Raw genomic sequence first — 18,473 nt, 5'->3', positions numbered from 1 at the left:
TACGTCGAGAAAGTTCGGTCACCCCGTGAAAAAAGGTATGAGGCGCGTCGCTGCCCTCTCGTCGCTGGTTCTTGCTGCAGGTCTGATCACCGCATGTGGTGAGTCCGAGGAGGTGTCGCAGACCGCGGCCACGGGCGGCGACGGCAAGACCGTCTATCCGCTCGCACTCGACAACTGTGGCCAGTCGGTGACCGTCGACGCTCCGCCGCAGCGAGTGGTGTCTCTCGATCAGGATTCCACCGAGATCCTGCTGTCGCTCGGTCTGCAGGATCGCATGGTCGGGACAGCGTCGTGGACGGATCCGATCCGCGAGAATCTCGCCGAGGCGAACGCATCCGTTCCGCGGTTGGCAGACAACGCGCCGACCTACGAGGTGGTGCTCGACACCGACCCGGATTTCGTGACCGCGTCGTTCGGCCGCCATTACAAGCAGGGCGGTGTCGCAGACCGTAGCCGCTTCGCCGAATCGAACATCGAGACGTATCTCGCACCCACCGACTGTGACAACGGCCTGAGCGTCAACGGTGGCAATCCCCGGACGACCCCGTTGACCATGGACGCGCTGTATCAGACCATTCGCGAAACGGCCGAGGTGTTCGACGTCCAGGAACGCGGTGAGAGCTTGATCAGCGAACTGCAAGGCCGTCTGGACGCGGCCACATCGGGCAACGACAAGACCAGTGAGAGCATCGCGTTCTGGTTCGCAGACACCAAGAGCCCGTACTTCGCCGGCCGCTCCGGAGCGCCTGCCCTCCTCGCCGATCAGGTCGGTGCCACCAACGTCTACTCCGATCTGCAGGACGACTGGGAAGCGGTCGGGTGGGAAACAGTGGTGGACCGCGATCCGTCCGTACTGGTGCTCGGAGACCTACTCCGCAATCGCTTCCCCGGGGACAAGCTGGAGGACAAGATTGCGTTCCTCGAATCGGACCCGGTCACCAGCACGATGGACGCGGTGAAGAACAAGCGGTACATCTCGCTGCACGGCGCCGAGATGAACCCCTCGATTCGGCTGGTCGACGCCGTCGAGAAGCTGACCGCAGGCCTCAACCAGATCGGGCCTCGGTCCTGAGCGCCACCACGGCCGAGCCGAGCGTCTCGGCGAAACGACAGGTCGGCCTGCCCGCCGTCATGATCGGCGGGGTTCTCCTTCTGGTCGTCTCCGTGGCGATAGCGATGACGCTCGGGCCGGCGCAGATCTCGCTGGTCAACGTGCGTGACGTCGTGCTCAACCACCTGGGACTGGCGGACATCCCCGTCCGGGTGTCCAAGAACGCGATCGTGTGGGAAGAACGGCTCCCACGCAGCCTCGTGGCAGCTGCATGCGGCAGCGGCCTCGGGATCTGCGGGGTCATCATGCAGTCGCTGCTCCGCAACCCGCTCGCCGACCCGTTCGTGCTCGGCATCAGTTCCGGCGCGTCCACGGGAGCGGTGCTGGTCGGGATCCTCGGAGTCGGTGGGGCCGCGCTCGGACTGTCCGGTGGCGCGTTCATCGGGGCCCTGGTGGCATTCGGACTGGTGCTGCTGCTCGCTCAACTCTCCGGTGGCAACAACGACCGCGTGATTCTGGCCGGAGTGGCGTCGACCCAGTTGTTCTCGGCATTGACATCGTTGGTGATCTTCGCGTTCGCCGATTCCGACGAGACCCGCGGCGTCATGTTCTGGCTGCTGGGCTCGCTCGAGGGTGTTCGCTGGGACGACGTGATTCTGTGCGCCGCAGTCGTCGCGGTCGGGACAGCCGTCTGCTTCTACTACGCATTCGTGCTCGACGCGTTCTCGTTCGGCAACGAGGTCGCGTCCTCACTGGGCATCCCGGTACGCAAGGCTCGCATCGCACTTCTGGTCGTGACCGCCCTCATCACGGCCACCTTGGTGAGTGTGGCAGGGGCGATCGGATTCCTCGGGCTCGTGTTACCGCATGCAGCGCGGTTCCTCGTCGGCTCGAGGCACGGTCGGCTCGTTCCGGTCACGGCGTTGATCGGAGCGGTCTTCATGGTCTGGGTGGACGCGGTGTCACGCGTCGCGTTCGCGCCGACGCCGCTGCCGGTCGGCGTGGGCACCGCACTGGTGGGCGTCCCGGCATTCATCGCCATCCTGTCCAGACGGAAGAAGGCGTCATGACACTCTCGGCAACCGATGTCACGTGGCGTCGCGGCGGTGCGCTGGTCGTCGACGGGGTGTCCCTCGAGCCCGGCCCGGGCGATACCGTCGGGCTGCTCGGGCCCAACGGATCCGGCAAGTCCTCGCTGCTGCATCTGATGAACGGTGCCGTCAGGCCGACGTCGGGCGTGGTGACCCTCGACGGAACCGAGCTGTCCGCGATGCGGCGCAAGGACGTCGCGAAGATCGTGGCCGTGGTGAGTCAGCACGCCGACACCGACTTCGACATCACCGTCGCCGACGTCGTACGGCTCGGCCGCATTCCCCATCGAGGAGCGTTCGGCGGAGACGCAGCTGCAGATGCGGCGGCCGTGGATTCTGCACTGCGGCATACGGGTCTGGCAGGAAAGGCTCATTGTCTGTGGCATCAGCTGTCCGGCGGAGAACGGCAGCGCGCGCAGATCGCGCGCGCCCTGGCTCAGGAGCCGCGGGAACTGCTGCTCGACGAACCGACCAACCATCTCGACATCCATCATCAGCTCGAATTGCTGGCGCTGGTCGCACGGTTACCCATCACGAGCGTCATCGCACTGCACGATCTGAACCTGGCGGCGATGTTCTGCACGCAACTCGTGGTGTTGTCCGAGGGCCGGGTGGTGGCAGCAGGCGCACCCGCCGACGTACTCACCGAGGAGTTGATCGCGCGGGTGTACCGCGTGCGTGCCCATGTGACCCTCGATGGACCGAACAACAGTCCGTCGATCCGATTCGAGCCCGGCCTCGGGGCGCACGTGTAACTCGACCTGCCGATCGAGTCGACTGGTTTCACCATCGACCATCACCGTCAACATCGCCGAAACATTTCTCGCGCACGATGGTCGCGCCGAAACATGGTGCGATGCGACGGAGATGTCGCCGAGCACGACGGAAACTCGATCGAACGGTGAGCGCATGACAGAACGACCGACCGCAACGGACCGGGAAGCCGAACCCGGTGTACGCCGAAAGCCTTGGTATGCATCGCTTTTCGTGCAGTTACTGATCGGCATAGTCGGAGGCATTGCGATCGGGTGGCTCTGGCCGGGCCTGGGTGCAGACCTCAAACCACTGGCCGACGGCTTCATCAAGCTCATCAAGATGCTGATCGCCCCGATCATCTTCTGCACCGTCGTCATCGGCATCGCCCATGTGGGCGACCTCAAGTCCGTCGGCCGCATCGGCGTCAAGGCCCTGGTCTACTTCGAGTTGATCACGACGTTCGCGCTCGTGTTCGGCCTGGTGGTCGGCAACATCGTCAAGCCGGGCTCCGGGTTCTCCATCGACCCGCAGACCTTGGCCACCGGTGCCGAGGCCGTCGACCAGAAGACCGGCAGCGGCGAGTTGCCGCACACCGTGGACTTCTTGCTGAACATCATTCCGACCTCCGTGGTGTCGGCATTCGCGGAGAACGCGCTACTGCAGGTGCTGTTCTTCGCCGTGCTGTTCGGCTTGGCCTTGGCGAAGTTCGGTGAGAAGGGCCCGCCGATCGTGCTCGAACTCGTCGATCACATCAGCCACATCTTCTTCACGATCATCGGTTGGATCATGCGCCTGGCACCCATCGGTGCCTTCGGGGCGATGGCATACATCGTCGGCCAGTACGGCATTTCGTCGCTCGGTAGCTACGGGAAACTGATCGCGTGCTGCTACCTGGCTGCCGTGTTGTTCATTCTCGTTCTCGCGGCCGTCGCGCGGTACTTCGCCGGAGTCAACCTCTGGAAGTTCTTGCGGTACATCAAGGACGAGTTGTTCCTCGCCCTCGGAACGGCGTCGACGGAGGTGGTACTGCCGCGCATCATGGTCAAGCTGACCGAGGCAGGGTGCTCCCGCACGACCACCGGTCTGGTGGTTCCGACGGGATATTCGTTCAACCTCGACGGAGCAACCCTCTATCTGTCGATCTGCATTCTCTTTCTCGCGCAGGCTCTCGGCGTCGACCTGACACTCGGAGAGCAGATCGCTGCGGTGTTGATCCTGATGCTGACCTCCAAAGGCATGGCCGGAGTACCGGGTTCGTCGTTCCTCGCATTGTCGGCGACCGTTGCGGCCATCGGGCACGGGTCCATCCCGGTTGCAGCCGTGGCGTTGCTGCTCGGTGCCGACCGGATCATGGACTCCATGCGAGTATCGGTGAACCTTCTCGGCAACTGCGTCGCGACATTCGTCGTGGCGAACTGGGAGGGCCAACTCGACAAAGAGCGAATGCGCAGAGTGCTCGACGGTGAGGAGGTACCGCCGTTGGAGGCGATCGAGGAGTCGAAGGACTACGAACCGGTCGGATCGGAGCCGGAATCGGTATCGATCGGGGGAACCTCGAAGGCGAGCAACGCCACGTCGTCCTGAAGTCCGTCACCGAACGAGGCCAACAATTCGGTCAGATCGTCGACGATCTTTGCCGCGGAGGTCCGGCCTCGTTCGGCGGCGAATGCGTGCAGACTGCCGTCGTCGTCGAAACGAGTTCGGCCCGGGCCGACGATCGCCTCGGTCAGCCCGTCGGTGTAGAACGCCAACACGTCACCGGGCTGCATCGTCACCGTCGCCGAGGCGAAGTGCGGTTCGGTGAGGGCTCCGACCAACTGCCCCCCGGTGGTGTCCACGAATTCGACGACGCCGTCGTGCGCGATACGAAGAGCCGGCGGGTGGCCTCCGCTGGCGAGGTGCACCACGGCACCGTCGGGTCCCGGCGCGACGGTACCGAAGACCACGGTGCAGAAACGCGGATCGTCGCCGTGAAACTCGTGGTGGAGCACCGTGTTGAGGTTCTCGAGTACGGCGATCGGATCCCGATCGAAGACCGCTGCGGCCCGCAGCGTGTATCGAGTCAGGGACGTGACGGCAGCCGCGCCCGCTCCTTTTCCGCTCACGTCGCCGAGGAAGAAACCCCACGTCGCGTTGTCGAGGGGAAACACGTCGTAGAAGTCGCCGCCCACTTCGTCGATGGACGCGGGGTGGTAATGGGCCGCCACCTGCATGCCCGTCGGCGCGGACAGGATCGGCGGCAACAGTGTGCGTTGCAGAGTCGACGCCAGAATCTGTACCTGAGTCTTCTCGGCTTCCGCCAACTTGCGGGCTTCTTCCGACGCGCCCAATGCATCCTGAGATCGGTCGAGAGCTGCTTCGGCGTCGTCCTGAGCTGCCTCGGCATATATCCGCGCATCCATCAGGTGCTGCTCGCGGACTCGGCGCTCGGTCTCGTTGTGCAGCGTCATGGTCACCGTCGTCGCACCGGACACCGCTCGCAAACTGTTGGCGAGCATCGACACCGCCGTCTGCGAGCCCGATGCGGGTGCGCCGGTGAGTTGCGCCGTCACTCCGATGGGCGAGTCGGAGTCGGACGACGTGGCTGCCGCGAGCAGTTCGCGCAAAACCGGTGCGAACTCGGGGCTGAAAAGATCCGTGACTGCGGTGCCGACCAGATCGTCCCGACTCAGTGCCGTGATGCGAGCGGCCGCCGCGTTGGCGTAAAGGATGTCGCCGGACGCAACGTCGATCGAAAAAACCCCGCACGGTGCGGAGTCGAGTAGTTCGGCAGCCGAGGCGGTCATGGCTTCTCCTACCAAGATTACGAGGGGCGGCCGGTTGATTCGGCCGTGACTGGGTTCCGCCACACTGCGGTGACCACGGTGCCCAGACCTGGACGGTGGTCGACGGTGAGGTCGTCGGACACTGCCTCGGCGAGCTGAAGCCCGTGGCTTCGTGTGGTCGTCGGTGCCGGCGGACGCCACGTGCCGGTGTCCGAGACGGTGACGGTCAGTGTCTCGCGTTCGTACGCTGCCGTGATCGTCATCGTCCCCGGTTCGGGCGCGGAGCTGTAGGCGTGTTCGACGACGTTGGCCAGGGCTTCGTAGGCCCCGAGAGCGATGTCGTCCACGAGAGTCCGATGCACTCCCAGGTCGAGCGCCCAACCCTGGAGTCGGCGCCGAGCGGCGCTGGCAGCAGCAGCCTCAGCGGTCGCAGTGTGACTCCACCGACTGGCGGGCTGTGAGTGGGACGTCATCGGCCACCCTCACTGTCGACCGCGCTCGACTGCACGTGCGCCACAGCCTCGGGAACGGTGGTGAACGTGGCCATCACCCGGTCGATTCCGCTGAGTTGAACCGGGCGAACGACCACCCCGTCGACGGCGACCAGTGCCATCCGTGACGATTCGGGCAGCCGGTCGGACACCCGGACCAACACGGTGATGGCGCTCGACGACAGAAAGCTCACATCGGTCATGTCGACCACCAGTCCGCGTTCCGCGGCGTCGGCCGCAGGGAACGCAGCGGCGGACAAGTGGGGGATGGTATCCAGGTCGAGTTCGCCTCTGACTGTGATGACGGTTGTCGCGTCGTGCACATCCGAAACGATCTCGAACTGTCCTCCGGTCGGGTCGTCAGACATACGGCCGAGGTTACCTGTCATCGTGTCCGATTCACGATCCAGGCGCGTCGACGAACAGGTCGCCTGCACCCAGTACGTCGAGGACCATGCGCACCGAACGGGCCGGTGCGTGGATGACGATCTTGCCCGGGTGGGTGTATGTCGCGTCGACGATGGCATTCGCGACTCCCGAGTAGACGAACGACACCTCGGACAAGTCGATCGTGACCACGGAGGAAACGGCGGCCAGGCGATCGAGGCCGTGGACGAACTCGGCCCGGGTCGACATGTCGAGTTCACCGAAGGCGCGCAGGATGTTGTTCCCGTCGGAACGGACGATGGTGTCGAGTCGGAACTCGGCTTCGTCGTCGCGAACGGCGTTGTCCATGGTGGCAATGCTCATCGACATGTCGAGACCTCTTCCGGAGAAGTGCGCGGCCGGCTGGTGTCTCCGCCTGCTCGCTGGTTTGTTGTGTAGTCAACGATGCCAGTGCGAGATGTCGGACGGTGATGTCGACGATCTCGAGTCGGTAACGAAAGATCTCGTTTCGATAACGCCGTCATCGGGTCAGGAATTCGATCAGTGCACTGGTGACTTTCTTTCGCGCCCATCCGCGCGCCCCTTGCTGGCCGAGTGCGGCCCGAGCGGCGTTGGCCCCGGCCGCACCGTGGACTCCGCCCCCGGGGTGGGCGGACGCGGACCCGAGGAACAATCCTTCCACCGGGGTCTCCGCGCGCCCCAATCCTGGCGTGGGACGAAAGATCAACTGCTGCTGCAGTTGTGCGGTACCACCGTTGACCGCACCGCCGTGCAGGTTGGCATCGGCGCCGTGCAGATCACTCGGTCTCTGCACCACCCGTCCCACCACCGAATCGGCGAATCCCGGGGCGTGCTGTTCCAACACCTGATCGACGCGGTCGGCGACGGTCTCGGCGGCCGAGTCGTCGACGACGCCGCGCGGCAGATGTGTGTAGGCCCAAGCGCTTTCGGTGCCCTCGGGCGATCTGGACCGGTCCGCTGTGGTCATCTGGCCGAACAACATGAACGGGCTCTGCGGGAGAACCCCGGTCGTGAGATCGGCCGCCCAATGGACCAGGCCGTTGTCGTCCGCACCGAGGTGGACGGTGCCTGCGTCGGCCAAAGATGCCGAGCGCCAAGGTATTCGACGGTCGAGAGCGTAGTTGAGCTTGACCACCGGGGTGTCCCACTCGAACGTACGTAAGTCGTCGTGCACGCGACGCGGGACCGCATCGAAGGGCAGCAACGACCCGTACAGCGCGGGGGCCGACACGTCGGCAACGATCGCTCGACGAGCGCGGAACGTCTCGCCACCTGTCGTGTGCACGGCGCGTGCACGACCGCCCCGCACGTCGATGGACTCGACGGGTCGACTGCACGTCAGCACAGCACCCGAGGCCTGGGCCCGGCGAATCAACGCGTCGGTCAATGCCGACGATCCACCTACGGGCGCCGGATACCCGACGTCCTGCGCGAGCATCGTCAGCAGATATCCCATCATTCCGCTCACCGGCGCGTCGGTGGGAACGTCGCCGTGCATCGCATTGCCCAGGAGCAGGCACCGCGCGGCCTCGCTGTGGAACAGCTCGTGGGCCATCACCCGTGCAGGCAACGCAGCGAACCGGACGAAGCGCAGTGTCTCGGAGACGCCGAGAGTGCGCGCCAATCGTGCTGCCGGCAGTACCGGTGGAAACGGCCCGAAGAGCGAACCGAGCAGGGGAGTGCGAACACGTTCCCACTGCTCGAACAGGCGCAGCCACGTGTCACCGTCGCGTACGTCGTGCTCACGCAACAGAGCAGCGGTCGCCTCGACGTCGTGATGGACGACCGGAGCGTCGGTGTCCTCCGGGGATCGCGCGTGGCCGTAGACCGTCGGCGAGTGAGACCACGTCAGTCCGTGACGCTCGAGCTCGAGTGCCGTCATGGCGGGCGAGGACACAGCCAGCGGATAGAACGCGCTGAACAGGTCGCTGGTGAATCCAGGAACCAGTTCGGTACTCCGGACGGCACCGCCGGGTAGTTCGGCCGCCTCGAGAATCACGACGTCCCACCCCGCGTCGGCCATCGCCGCAGCGGCGACCAATCCGTTGTGACCGCTGCCTATGACGACTGCGTCGACCTCTGTGGTGGTCATCGGGTGATGCTCCTGGGTTCGGTCGCGGTCTTGTTGCTCACAACCCTACCGACGTAGTACAGCGCGATTCCGACTGCGAGCAGCAGCCCGGCGCGGAGCCACGTGGCTGCGGACTGCTGAGTGAGCAGCACGGCGCACGTGATCAACGCCAGGACGGGAAGCGCCGTCGGCGTTCGAAAGTGGTCGGTGTCGGATCGGTCCCGACGCAGCACGAGCACGGCAATGTTGGTACTGATGAAGACGAACAACAGAAGCAGCACCACCGTTTCGGCGAGTGCGGCCACGGAGCCGGTGGTGCACAACACCATTGCGACCGCAGTGGTCGCGACAATGGCCGCCCACGGAGTCTTGCGGCCGGGCAGCACCTTGGCCAGGGCGACCGGAAGCAGTCCGTCGCGGGCCATGCCGAAGGTCAGTCTCGACGCCATGATCATCGTCAGCAAGGCGCCGTTGGCGACGGCCACAAGGGCGACCAGACTGAAGACCCATGGTGGGATTCCGGCGTCGGCGGCGTCGACGACCTCGAGCAGCGGACCGGTGGACTGGGCCAGCGTATCCGCCGGAACGACCGTCGAGACTGCCAGACCGACCAGCACATAGACCGCTCCGGCCGTCGTGACGGCTCCGAGCAGAGCCCGGGGATACACCCGCCGCACATCCTCGACCTCCTCGGCGATATTGGCCGAAGTCTCGAACCCCACGAACGAGTAGAAGGCGAGCAGAGCCGCCCCCAGCACTGCCAGCGTCGGCGTGGTGTCGTCGGTGAATTCGAGCACCCGTGACGGCGCGCCGTCGCCGCGGCTCAGAACGAGCCCGGCCAGGGCGATGATCACGACGAGACCGGACACCTCGATCACCGTCATACCGAGGTTGGCCCGAAGAGATTCGGTGATCCCGCGGGCATTGAGAAGTCCGACGAGAAGTAGGAAGACCACCGCCGCAGGCACGGCGGGCACATCGAGGAACACTGCGAGATAGTCGCCCGAGAAGGCCAGCGCCAGACCTCCCGCGCTCGTCACGCCAGCCGCGAGCATCGAGAATCCGACGAGGAACGACACTATCGGTCGCCCGAAGGCTCGCTGCGCGAACACCGCCGCCCCGCCTGCTCGCGGGTACTTGGTCACCAATTCGGCGTATGACGCCGCAGTGAGCAAGGCCATCAGGAGAGCGAGCAGCATCGGCAGCCAGATCGCTCCGCCGACCTCACCCGCGATTTCCCCGACGAGAGCGTAGATCCCGGCACCCAGCACGTCACCGAGAATGAAGACGAACAACAACTTGCCCGAGATCGCCCGGCGCAGTGGCGTCGACGACCCGTCGGACTCGGAGCCGTCCGGGTGGACGCTCGGACTGTGGTCGGACGCCATCAGTGCCGGTTCCCGCTTCGGGGGCCGGTGCTGGAGACAGATCGAATCGATCGACGAAGTGGGGGAGTCATGTGAATCGCATGCCCGCTGCATTCGGTCTTCAACCGTGTTCGGCCGTTCCGTTGCGGCACAGAGGTTTCGGTGAGCGGGCCGTGCCCGACCCGGCAGGTTCTACGGGTTCGATGCGCGCTCCGCCAACAGTGCGAGACGCCTGAGTGCCTCGGAATTTCGGGGGTGAGACAGCGCATGTTGAACCCGGTTGGGCACGAGCTCGAACGGCGGTGTGCTCGCGTGCTCGATCATTTCGATCGTGCAGCCGGTCGCGGTCGGGTGCAGCCGGACGGTGATGGAGGCGCGTCCGAACGGCATGGCCCGGGCTTCCAGCTGTAATTCGCGGTTCTCGTGAACGGCGACCGAGCGCGTGACGTCGCTGAGCACGAGCGGCCAGGCCCCGACCGAATGGTGGATGACACTGCCGGGAGCAGGCCACGCCGCGTCGACCGCTCTGATTCGGGATGCACCGACCACCCACATTGCGTAGGACCAGCCATCGGCAAGAACGTTCCACACGTCCTCGCATCGAGCTGTGGTGTCGCGTTTCGTCGTCACGCTCGGACCTCCGTCGTCATCTCGGTACGCCGCTACGCCGAACGAAAAGCGTTGGTATGCCGCCGTTCTCGGGGCACACGTACGGCGGTTGCGCAGTGGGGGACCGGCCTGGACTCGACTCGGATATCGGTGACGCTACCTGCCGCTGAGCCGGGGCACAACGCGGCAGCGGGCCCGGCGCACGCGGCTTCTCGACCACCCGGCGCGGTATGGGGCGTCGGTTGCCATAATGGGCCGATGTCGACAATCGCGTACGTGATCGCAGGTTCGGAAGCCACCGGCGGGGCCGGTCTGCAAGCAGATCTCAAGACGTTCGAGCGGTTGGGGGTCTACGGGGTCGGCACCATCACGTGCATCGTGTCCTTCGATCCGAAGGCCGAATGGGGCCACCGCTTCGTGCCGATCGACAGTTCGGTGATCGCAGATCAAATCGAAGTGGCCACCGCCGCTCACGATCTCGATGTCGTCAAGATCGGCATGCTGGGCACCCCCGCCACCGTCGCCACGGTCGCGGAATCACTGCGCCTGCAGCCGTGGCGTCATGTCGTGGTCGATCCCGTGCTGATCTGCAAGGGCCAGGAACCCGGTGCGGCTCTCGACACCGACAATGCGCTCCGTCGCGACATTCTTCCGCTGGCCACCGTCATCACACCCAACCTGTTCGAGGCGACGACGTTGTCCGGAATGGACTCCATCGACACCGTCGAGGATCTCGGTGAGGCAGCCAAGAGGATCGCCGACCTCGGCCCCCAGTACGTCGTGGTCAAGGGTGGTGCCGGCCTACCCGGAGACGAAGCCGTCGACGTCGTGTTCGACGGAAAGGACCTCACCGTCCTGCGTGCCCCGAAGATCGGCGACGAGAGGGTGTCCGGCGCTGGATGCGTGTTCGCAGCTGCCATCACCGCCGAGCTGGCCAAGGGATCCGGCGTGCTCGACGCAGTGGCCACGGCAAAGGACTTCGCGCATGCCGGCATCGTCGGCCGGTTGTCGAGTCACGCTCCGTTCGCTGCCGTCGCCTGGCAGAACTGAGCCCGCCGGCCCGGATATCGATCACGGGTCTGCCTCGAGTGCTGCGAGGCTTCATGTTTGGACGGGTTCGCCGCGGGGACACTGACGTAATCGACGTGTTCCTGTAGGCCCGGAATGCGTCGCCGGTGAAGCGAACAGCAGTCGAGGAGACACCATGGCCCAACATGACCCCGCCGGCTCCGGTGCCGAAGCGAACGACGACGACCGCACGATGCGCGGGCACGCCGGGGAAGCGATCGTCGACGCGCGCAACTGGCCCGGCTACATCTGTATCGGTCTCGCGCTGGTCAGCCTCGGACTGACCTTGACTGCGGCCGGCTACGGTTTCGAGGGGTGGGCGTGGACGGGCGCGGTCCTCGCGCCCGTTCTGCTCGTCGCAGGCACGGTTCTGGTGTTGCTCGAGCGTCGCCGGGTCAAGGCACAGGAAGGCAAGAGCCTCACCGACCCTGCGGGGCATTGATCGAGCCCGATCTCGGCAGGGGTGGCACGTCGTCGATCGGCGTCGGCGTGGAACTGAACGAGCTGGCACTCTCGATCGGCGCTGCGCCGCCGATTCGTTCCGTGCGAGTGACCGGGGCAAGCGACGACTCGCGAACGGTTCGTCCCGGTGACCTGTACGTGGCGTTGCCCGGCCGCCGAGCGCACGGCCTCGACTTCGAGCTCGAGGCCAAGGCCCGAGGGGCAGTGGCGGCGTTGTCGGACCGGGCCTCGACGGTTCTGCCGACACTGGTCGTGCCGAACCCGCGCCGCCGGGTCGGGGAGGTGTGCGCTCGAATTCATCGGTTCGCGCACCGAGACCTGGATCTGTACGGGGTCACCGGGACCAACGGCAAGACGAGCACCACCCTGCTGCTCGGAGCCGGGCTCGCTGCGGCGGGCGACTCCGTGGCGACCATGACCGGAATCGGTTTGGCGGGCCCGCGCGGCGCGGAAGAATCGGCCAGAACCACACCCGAGGCCGCCACCGTGCATCGGACTCTGCGCCGTTTCCGGGACGAGGGTGCCACGGCGGTTGCCCTCGAGGTGTCCTCTCACGCCGTCACCGAGCACCGCGTCGACGGTCTCCGTTTCGCGGTGATGGGGTTCCTCAATCTCACGCCGGATCACCTGGATTACCACGGAGACATGGACAGTTACTTCGCCGCGAAGGCCGAGCTGTTCTCGGCGCACCGATCGACACGCGCTGTGGTCAACGTCGGCGATCCGCACGGCAGAATCCTGGCGAGACGCCTCGATATTCCCTGTTGGACGTGGTCCACGGCCGATCGCGATGCCGATGTTCGCGGCGAGAACATCGAGTGCACCGACGTCGGAACGTCCCTGACAGCGCGAACCCCGATGGGCGATGTCGAAATCCGCCTACCTCTGCTGGGTCCGCACCAGGCCGAGAACGCTCTGGCCGCACTGACCATGGCGTTGGCGGCCGGCCGCGACATCGCAGCAGTCGCGGCAGGACTCGAACGCCTCGACGCCGTTCCCGGCCGCCTCGAACGTGTCGACGTCGGTCAGCCTTTCCTGGCCGTCGTGGACTACATGCACAACACTGCAGGTCAGCGGGCGCTGCTGCCGTTCGTCCGCAGCGTGGTCTCGGGTCGACTGATCGTCGTCGTCGGGGCGACGGGCGAACGTGACCCGGGTAAGCGCTTCCCGCTCGGGCGAACGGCAGCCGTGTTGGCAGATGTGGTGATCGTCAGCGATGAAAGTCCGCTGTCGGAGGACCCCGGCACCATCCGAGCCGCAGTGGAAGAGGGCGCTCGGGCTGCACGCTCAGCGGTGGTGGTAGTGGAAGCCGACCGGCGGCGTGCCGTGGAGCACGCTGTGGCCATTGCGCAGCCCGGGGATGCCGTGGTCGTGGCGGGCCGGGGTTGCGATGCCGAACAGGTGTACGGCGACCACATCGTGCGATTCGACGACCGTGAGGTGTTGCGTGACGTCCTCGCCGCCCACGTGGCGCGGAGTTGAACGCGCTACCGCTACTGCGCCGCGGACGTACGTTTTCGAGCGGATTTGTCTGCTCGACGCTGCGCGAACCTGCCGGCGGACTTCAGGGCCTTGGATACGACATTGGCTCTGCCCGTTCGCTTTTCGAGGCTCACGCCGGCAAATGCCAGGAGCCGGGCAATGACGGGCAAGCCGATCGCGACGACGAGGTAGCGGTAAAGATACTTGCGGGCCAGCAGCGGGATCATTCGGGAAGTCCTGTCGTGGGGGAGGTTGTCAGCGGACTGCCCGTCGAACCTTGACTGCTGCTGTTGCCGTCAGCGCGATGATCGCTCCGACGACGGCTGCACCGAGCATTGCGACGCCCTGCCCGAGATCGAAGTTCCAGCCGAGGAAGTTGATCGTGCTGTGAACGGTGTTCTGCAGCACGAAGATGACCAGTGCTGCAACGAGCACGACCGTGACGAGGAGGGCCAACTTCGAGGCGAATCCGCCGCGGCGCTTGGTGGTTGTGGTGTCCGATGTTGCAATCATGAGGGTTCCGTTCTGAGAAGTGGAGGGTGAGCAGAAACCGAGTGCCGCCGATCGCGGTGACCGGCGGCACTCGATGCGGGGCTGCTGGCTACTTGAAGGTGTCCTTGATGTTCTCGCCGACCTTCTTGACGCCGGCCGAACCCTGATCCTTCTTGCCCTCGGCTTCGAGGTCCTTGTTGTCGGTTGCGTCGCCGACAACTTCCTTCGCCTTGCCGATGGCGTCTTCTGCTGCGTTCTTGGCCTTGTCGATGAAGCTCATGGTGTGCACCTTTCGGGTGGCTGTGATTGTTGGTAACGGATAGATAGTCGGTTTTCGAGGCCGAAAGCAAACGTCGCAGGAAAGTGATCTGCATCACTCGAGCGACCGCGGCGGTCAGGTGAGGGAGACCAGCTCGGTGATGTCGTCGTGCGGGAGTTCGCCGTCGACCACGGCTGTGACGACGGAGCTGTTCAGCGTGATGGCACCCTTGTGGTTGTCCAGGAATGCGGTATCGGCGGCATCGCGGCCTACCGAAATGCGAACCAGAGTGGACCGCGGTGCCAGGCACGTGGCGTCGACGACACGCCACTGGCCGCCGACGAACGCCTCGGCGACGGCATGGAAATCCATCGGATCGCATCCGGGCGCGTACACGGCCACGAGGCGGGCAGGAACATTGACAGCGCGGAGCATCGCGACGACCAGATGCGAGTAGTCGCGGCACACTCCCTGGCCTGCTAGCAGCGTGTCGACGGCTCCGTCGATCGGATCACTGCTTCCTGGAACGTAATTCAGGCGTGCGCCCACCCAGGCGGAAATCTTGGCCAGCAGTTCCTCGGAATCGGCGTAATCGCCGAATTCTGTTGCGGCGAAACCGTAGAACTTGTCTGCTTCGGCGTAGCGGCTGGGCCGAAGGTAGAGCGACATGTCGTAGTCGGTGACGGGGGCCGGGGTGGTGTTGCCCAGGATGGTGGCGTCGTACGAGACCTGCAAGTTGCCGACGTCGGCGGGCATGACGTGAATGCGGTTGCCGTGCGGTCCGCTGACCTCCTTCGCCTCGACGGGATTACCGTCGAGAACGAAGGAGAGCGATTCGGTGACCGTCGTACCGGGGTGCGGTGCGATGGCGATCTGGAATTCGAGAGTGGTGGCGGCGGTGATGTCTACATCGAGGCGCGCGGATACGTCGCGTTTGAGCATGAGGACTCCTGGCAGGTGGGGGCGGGTGAACCTGCTGCCAGTACCCGTATCCGCCGAAACCAATCGCCCCTGGTCACCGAGTGATCAACGCCACCCCAGTGCGGGGGCCACGTCGCGCAGCAGCGTCTCCAGAACGTGTGCGCAGTACTCCACACCCAACTGGTTCGGGACGGTGAGCAGCAGAGTATCCGCGGCGGCGATCGCCTCGTCCGCTGCCAGTTCTTCGATCAGCCGATCGGGCTCACCCGCGTAGGTCTTGCCGAAACGAGCCTTGCCGCCGTCGAGGTAGCCGACTTGGTCGTCGCCGCTGCCCTCTCGGCCGAAGTAGGCGCGGTCGAGATCGTTGACGATCGGAAAGATGCTGCGGCTCACGGATGTTCGAGGAGCGAAGTCGTGGCCCGCGTCGCTCCACGTCTTGTGGAAGCGTTCGATCTGTTCGGCTTGCAACTGATGGAAAGGCACCCCGGTGTCTTCGCTGAGAAGTGTGGAGCTCATCAGATTCATGCCCTGGCGCGCCGTCCACTCGGCCGTCTCGCGGGTGCCTGCGCCCCACCAGATTCGTTGGCGCAGACCCGGTGCGTGAGGTTCGAGGCGCAGCAGGCCAGGCGGGTTGGGGAACATCGGCCGCGGGTTCGGCTGAGCGAAGCCCTTGCCTTCCAGCAGATCGAGGTAGATGCGGGTGTGCTCGCGAGCCATGTCCGCATGGTCGGAGCCCTCCGCGGGGGAGTATCCGAAGTGGCGGTACCCCTCGATGACCTGCTCGGGCGATCCCCGGCTCACGCCGAGTTGCAACCGCCCGCCCGAGATGAGGTCGGCAGAGCCGGAATCCTCGGCCATGTAGAAGGGATTCTCGTACCGCATGTCGATGACGCCGGTACCGATTTCGATGGTGCTCGTCCTGGCTCCGACGGCGGCGAGCAGCGGAAACGGTGACGAGAGCTGATTGGCGAAGTGATGGACGCGGTAGTACGCACCATCGGCTCCGAGTTCCTCGGCCGCGACCGCGAGGTCGATCGACTGCAACAGCACATCCGATGCCGATCGGGTCTGCGACTGCGGGGACGGTGACCAGTGTCCGAAGGACAGAAATCCGATCTTCTTCATCGTGCGCTCTTTCGTTGAAGGATCAACTATGTTCGTACGACTCAGCGCTCAGCCGGGTGGATTCATTCCCCGGTGCCGGCACTACGCCCCGATACCCGCCGTCAACAACTTCGCCAGTTCGAGGTAGGCGTCGCCGTCACTCAGGCCGGTCAGGCGGAACACCTCGCGCGTCTGAATGCGCACCATGACCGAGGATGCGACGTCACCGACGAATGCCGCATGGACGTCGCGTACCTCGCCACTGGCCACACCCTCGCTGATCAGCTCCTGGACCCGTCGTGCCGCGATTGCGGTGTTGCGTTCGTACACCGAACGGGCCGATTCGAGCGACGCGAGATCGGTCATGAATTGCTCGGACGCAGATTCCAGAGCGGCACCGACTGCGGTGAGATACGTGGTGATGCGGTTGCGGGTTCCGTCGACCTCGGCGACCGCATTCTCGACCTGGGTGGTCATGGACTTGAAGTAGTGCACGGTTGCGCCGCCCACCAGCTGATCCTTGCTCGACGCCAACGTGTACAAGGTGGATTTGGAGCAGCGGAGGCGAGCCGCGATGGTGTCGAGCGTCAGGTGAGCGAACCCCTCGGCCAGGAACAGGCTGACGAGTTGGTCGAACAATTCCGAACGGCGAGCCGTGGCATGCGAGGTCACGGGTGCGTTCACATCCAGGATGGTACTGCATCGTCTTGTGCAGTACTGTGCATCAGTACTGCGGATCATTCTTCAGTACTGATGCCGAACATCCCGGAGGTTCTAGTGCCCGTCGCTCGTCTGTTGCCCACCGCCGAAGCGCGCGACCTTCTCGCGCTGACCCGCGATGTGGCAGACAAGGTGCTCGACCCGATCGTCGACGAACACGAGCGCAACGAGACCTATCCGACGGGAGTGTTCGCCACTCTCGGCGAAGCCGGACTGTTGAGCCTGCCGTACGCGGAGGAATGGGGCGGCGGAGGCCAACCGTACGAGGTGTACCTCCAAGTACTCGAGGAATTGGCATCACGATGGGCGGCCGTTGCAGTCGCGGTGAGCGTGCACGGTTTGGCCTGCTATCCCGTGATGGCGTTCGGTACCGACCAGCAGAAGGCCGACAAGCTTCCCGACATGCTCGGCGGATCGCAGATCGGTGCCTATTCGCTGTCCGAGGCGCAGGCCGGTTCCGACGCAGCGGCCCTGAGTTGCAAGGCGAGCGCGGCCGACGGTGGGTACACGGTCAACGGGTCCAAAGCATGGATCACCCACGGCGGTGTTGCTGATTTCTACAACCTGTTCGCCCGCACCGGCGAAGGCTCCAAAGGGATCTCGTGTTTTCTCGTTCCCGACGGGACCGAAGGCCTCAGTTTCGGCAAGCCCGAGGAGAAGATGGGGTTGCATGCGATCCCGACCACGTCGGCGCACTACGACAACGTGCACGTTCCCACCGAATGGCGCATCGGAGCGGAAGGCCAAGGACTGCAGATCGCCTTCAGTGCGCTGGACGCCGGAAGGCTCGGAATCGCCGCTGTCGCAGTCGGAATCGCGCAAGCTGCGCTCGACGATGCCGTGAAGTACGCGCAGGAACGCACTGCGTTCGGCAAGAAGATCATCGACCATCAGGGTCTGGGATTCGTGCTGGCGGACATGGCCGCCGCAGTCGACTCCGCACGCGCGACCTATCTCGACGCGGCTCGTCGTCGGGACGCCGGACTTCCCTACTCCCGCAACGCTTCTGTGGCCAAGCTGATCGCTACCGATGCGGCCATGAAGGTGACGACCGACGCCGTGCAGGTGTTCGGCGGGTACGGCTACACCAGAGACTTCCGCGTCGAGCGCTATATGCGCGACGCCAAGATCACGCAGATCTTCGAGGGCACCAACCAGATTCAGCGTCTCGTCATCGCCCGATCACTCGCGACCAACTGACCATCCGCACCTTGCTTTCCACACACACGTAGGGGACATCTGCATGACGACAACCGAACCCGATATCCATACCACTGCGGGTAAATTGGCCGATCTTCGTAAACGTCTGGGGGCTGCGGAGATGCCGTCGGGTGAGGCGGCGGTGGAGCGGGTCCA

The 18,473-nt window shown here is 65.0% G+C and carries 21 protein-coding genes; 8 read left to right on the top strand and 13 right to left on the bottom strand.

The genetic code is table 11. From position 1 onward, the window contains the following. Positions 1-37: 37 nt before the first annotated feature. From CH268_RS23000 to dctA, 4 genes are all read left to right on the top strand, one after another. Complete coding sequence (locus CH268_RS23000) at positions 38-1,072, top strand: ABC transporter substrate-binding protein (RefSeq protein WP_094666001.1); 1,035 nt, start codon at positions 38-40, stop codon at positions 1,070-1,072. A 59-nt stretch (positions 1,073-1,131) separates the two neighbouring features. Further along, the gene (locus CH268_RS22995) at positions 1,132-2,121 is read left to right on the top strand and encodes a FecCD family ABC transporter permease (protein WP_080729059.1); all 990 of its coding nucleotides are present in this window, start codon (positions 1,132-1,134) and stop codon (positions 2,119-2,121) included. Further along, positions 2,118-2,897, top strand: a complete 780-nt coding sequence (locus CH268_RS22990; RefSeq protein WP_027496184.1) for an ABC transporter ATP-binding protein — start codon at positions 2,118-2,120, stop codon at positions 2,895-2,897. The genes CH268_RS22995 and CH268_RS22990 overlap by 4 nt, the downstream gene beginning before the upstream one ends. A 154-nt stretch (positions 2,898-3,051) precedes the next feature. Beyond that, positions 3,052-4,482, top strand: coding sequence for a C4-dicarboxylate transporter DctA (gene dctA, locus CH268_RS22985; protein WP_048319612.1), 1,431 nt, complete (start codon positions 3,052-3,054; stop codon positions 4,480-4,482). Here dctA and CH268_RS22980 read toward each other — a convergent pair. The 7 genes from CH268_RS22980 to CH268_RS22950 form a co-directional block, all read right to left on the bottom strand. Further along, the gene (locus tag CH268_RS22980; RefSeq protein WP_072692246.1) at positions 4,404-5,684 is read right to left on the bottom strand and encodes a PP2C family protein-serine/threonine phosphatase; all 1,281 of its coding nucleotides are present in this window, start codon (positions 5,682-5,684) and stop codon (positions 4,404-4,406) included. The two genes, dctA and CH268_RS22980, sit on opposite strands and share 79 nt — an antisense overlap. Before the next feature lie 17 nt (positions 5,685-5,701). Beyond that, positions 5,702-6,136: an ATP-binding protein gene (locus CH268_RS22975; protein WP_032368860.1), complete on the bottom strand. Its 435-nt coding sequence runs from the start codon at positions 6,134-6,136 to the stop codon at positions 5,702-5,704. Next, on the bottom strand, positions 6,133-6,522 hold the full coding sequence (locus CH268_RS22970; RefSeq protein ID WP_027496186.1) for an STAS domain-containing protein: 390 nt from the start codon (positions 6,520-6,522) through the stop codon (positions 6,133-6,135). Before CH268_RS22970 ends, CH268_RS22975 begins: the two co-directional genes overlap by 4 nt. 31 nt (positions 6,523-6,553) lie before the next feature. Further along, positions 6,554-6,904 (bottom strand): STAS domain-containing protein, encoded by a 351-nt coding sequence (locus CH268_RS22965; RefSeq protein WP_141214482.1) that lies wholly within the window; start codon positions 6,902-6,904, stop codon positions 6,554-6,556. Positions 6,905-7,061: 157 nt separating this feature from the next. Continuing rightward, a complete protein-coding gene (locus CH268_RS22960; protein ID WP_094666000.1) occupies positions 7,062-8,654 on the bottom strand; it encodes a phytoene desaturase family protein in 1,593 nt (530 codons plus the stop codon). Then, positions 8,651-10,021 (bottom strand): APC family permease, encoded by a 1,371-nt coding sequence (locus CH268_RS22955; protein WP_052053773.1) that lies wholly within the window; start codon positions 10,019-10,021, stop codon positions 8,651-8,653. The genes CH268_RS22960 and CH268_RS22955 overlap by 4 nt, the downstream gene beginning before the upstream one ends. Positions 10,022-10,192: 171 nt before the next feature. Next, complete coding sequence (locus CH268_RS22950) at positions 10,193-10,630, bottom strand: SRPBCC family protein (protein ID WP_027496188.1); 438 nt, start codon at positions 10,628-10,630, stop codon at positions 10,193-10,195. A gap of 237 nt (positions 10,631-10,867) precedes the next feature. Between CH268_RS22950 and thiD the strand changes: the two genes are divergently transcribed. The 3 genes from thiD (at position 10,868) to CH268_RS22935 (ending at position 13,621) form a co-directional block, all read left to right on the top strand. Then, a complete protein-coding gene (thiD, locus tag CH268_RS22945; RefSeq protein ID WP_094665999.1) occupies positions 10,868-11,659 on the top strand; it encodes a bifunctional hydroxymethylpyrimidine kinase/phosphomethylpyrimidine kinase in 792 nt (263 codons plus the stop codon). A 154-nt stretch (positions 11,660-11,813) separates the two neighbouring features. Beyond that, positions 11,814-12,119 carry a membrane protein gene (locus CH268_RS22940; protein ID WP_027496190.1) on the top strand — a complete coding sequence of 102 codons (306 nt, stop codon included), beginning with the start codon at positions 11,814-11,816 and terminating at the stop codon, positions 12,117-12,119. Further along, entirely contained in the window at positions 12,116-13,621 is a 1,506-nt protein-coding gene (locus CH268_RS22935; protein ID WP_094665998.1) for a Mur ligase family protein, read from the top strand. The genes CH268_RS22940 and CH268_RS22935 overlap by 4 nt, the downstream gene beginning before the upstream one ends. A gap of 11 nt (positions 13,622-13,632) precedes the next feature. Here CH268_RS22935 and CH268_RS22930 read toward each other — a convergent pair whose 3' ends face one another. The 6 genes from CH268_RS22930 to CH268_RS22905 form a co-directional block, all read right to left on the bottom strand. Then, a complete protein-coding gene (locus CH268_RS22930) occupies positions 13,633-13,848 on the bottom strand; it encodes a hypothetical protein (protein WP_032364706.1) in 216 nt (71 codons plus the stop codon). Between the two features lie 28 nt (positions 13,849-13,876). Next, on the bottom strand, positions 13,877-14,134 hold the full coding sequence (locus tag CH268_RS22925) for a lipopolysaccharide assembly protein LapA domain-containing protein (protein WP_174557318.1): 258 nt from the start codon (positions 14,132-14,134) through the stop codon (positions 13,877-13,879). A gap of 88 nt (positions 14,135-14,222) precedes the next feature. Then, the gene (locus tag CH268_RS22920) at positions 14,223-14,393 is read right to left on the bottom strand and encodes a CsbD family protein (protein WP_008718579.1); all 171 of its coding nucleotides are present in this window, start codon (positions 14,391-14,393) and stop codon (positions 14,223-14,225) included. 114 nt (positions 14,394-14,507) lie between these two features. After that, positions 14,508-15,314: a transglutaminase-like domain-containing protein gene (locus CH268_RS22915; protein ID WP_027496193.1), complete on the bottom strand. Its 807-nt coding sequence runs from the start codon at positions 15,312-15,314 to the stop codon at positions 14,508-14,510. Between the two features lie 84 nt (positions 15,315-15,398). Beyond that, positions 15,399-16,418: an LLM class flavin-dependent oxidoreductase gene (locus CH268_RS22910; RefSeq protein ID WP_027496194.1), complete on the bottom strand. Its 1,020-nt coding sequence runs from the start codon at positions 16,416-16,418 to the stop codon at positions 15,399-15,401. An 81-nt stretch (positions 16,419-16,499) separates the two neighbouring features. Further along, positions 16,500-17,081: a TetR/AcrR family transcriptional regulator gene (locus CH268_RS22905; RefSeq protein WP_230074079.1), complete on the bottom strand. Its 582-nt coding sequence runs from the start codon at positions 17,079-17,081 to the stop codon at positions 16,500-16,502. 93 nt (positions 17,082-17,174) lie between these two features. Between CH268_RS22905 and CH268_RS22900 the strand changes: the two genes are divergently transcribed. Further along, complete coding sequence (locus CH268_RS22900) at positions 17,175-18,317, top strand: acyl-CoA dehydrogenase family protein (protein WP_032383940.1); 1,143 nt, start codon at positions 17,175-17,177, stop codon at positions 18,315-18,317. Positions 18,318-18,473: the final 156 nt, after the last annotated feature.

It is taken from the genome of Rhodococcus sp. 06-1460-1B (assembly GCF_002258475.1).
GTDB classification, from domain to species: Bacteria; Actinomycetota; Actinomycetes; order Mycobacteriales; family Mycobacteriaceae; genus Rhodococcoides; species Rhodococcoides fascians.
The sequence above is the reverse complement of the archived record's forward strand: the minus strand, read 5'-3'. Positions and strand labels throughout refer to the sequence as shown.

What these genes read in the sequence shown, in the direction of transcription:
- CH268_RS22930 (WP_032364706.1), bottom strand. Translation starts at nt 13,848, where the DNA reads ATGATCCCGCTGCTGGCCCGCAAGTATCTTTACCGCTACCTCGTCGTC.
- CH268_RS23000 (WP_094666001.1), top strand. Translation starts at nt 38, where the DNA reads ATGAGGCGCGTCGCTGCCCTCTCGTCGCTGGTTCTTGCTGCAGGTCTG.
- CH268_RS22990 (WP_027496184.1), top strand. Translation starts at nt 2,118, where the DNA reads ATGACACTCTCGGCAACCGATGTCACGTGGCGTCGCGGCGGTGCGCTG.
- CH268_RS22910 (WP_027496194.1), bottom strand. Translation starts at nt 16,418, where the DNA reads ATGAAGAAGATCGGATTTCTGTCCTTCGGACACTGGTCACCGTCCCCG.
- CH268_RS22955 (WP_052053773.1), bottom strand. Translation starts at nt 10,021, where the DNA reads ATGGCGTCCGACCACAGTCCGAGCGTCCACCCGGACGGCTCCGAGTCC.
- CH268_RS22915 (WP_027496193.1), bottom strand. Translation starts at nt 15,314, where the DNA reads ATGCTCAAACGCGACGTATCCGCGCGCCTCGATGTAGACATCACCGCC.
- CH268_RS22975 (WP_032368860.1), bottom strand. Translation starts at nt 6,136, where the DNA reads ATGACGTCCCACTCACAGCCCGCCAGTCGGTGGAGTCACACTGCGACC.
- CH268_RS22995 (WP_080729059.1), top strand. Translation starts at nt 1,132, where the DNA reads ATGATCGGCGGGGTTCTCCTTCTGGTCGTCTCCGTGGCGATAGCGATG.
- dctA (WP_048319612.1), top strand. Translation starts at nt 3,052, where the DNA reads ATGACAGAACGACCGACCGCAACGGACCGGGAAGCCGAACCCGGTGTA.
- CH268_RS22925 (WP_174557318.1), bottom strand. Translation starts at nt 14,134, where the DNA reads ATGATTGCAACATCGGACACCACAACCACCAAGCGCCGCGGCGGATTC.
- CH268_RS22980 (WP_072692246.1), bottom strand. Translation starts at nt 5,684, where the DNA reads ATGACCGCCTCGGCTGCCGAACTACTCGACTCCGCACCGTGCGGGGTT.
- CH268_RS22960 (WP_094666000.1), bottom strand. Translation starts at nt 8,654, where the DNA reads ATGACCACCACAGAGGTCGACGCAGTCGTCATAGGCAGCGGTCACAAC.
- CH268_RS22970 (WP_027496186.1), bottom strand. Translation starts at nt 6,522, where the DNA reads ATGTCTGACGACCCGACCGGAGGACAGTTCGAGATCGTTTCGGATGTG.
- CH268_RS22965 (WP_141214482.1), bottom strand. Translation starts at nt 6,904, where the DNA reads ATGAGCATTGCCACCATGGACAACGCCGTTCGCGACGACGAAGCCGAG.
- CH268_RS22920 (WP_008718579.1), bottom strand. Translation starts at nt 14,393, where the DNA reads ATGAGCTTCATCGACAAGGCCAAGAACGCAGCAGAAGACGCCATCGGC.
- CH268_RS22940 (WP_027496190.1), top strand. Translation starts at nt 11,814, where the DNA reads ATGGCCCAACATGACCCCGCCGGCTCCGGTGCCGAAGCGAACGACGAC.
- thiD (WP_094665999.1), top strand. Translation starts at nt 10,868, where the DNA reads ATGTCGACAATCGCGTACGTGATCGCAGGTTCGGAAGCCACCGGCGGG.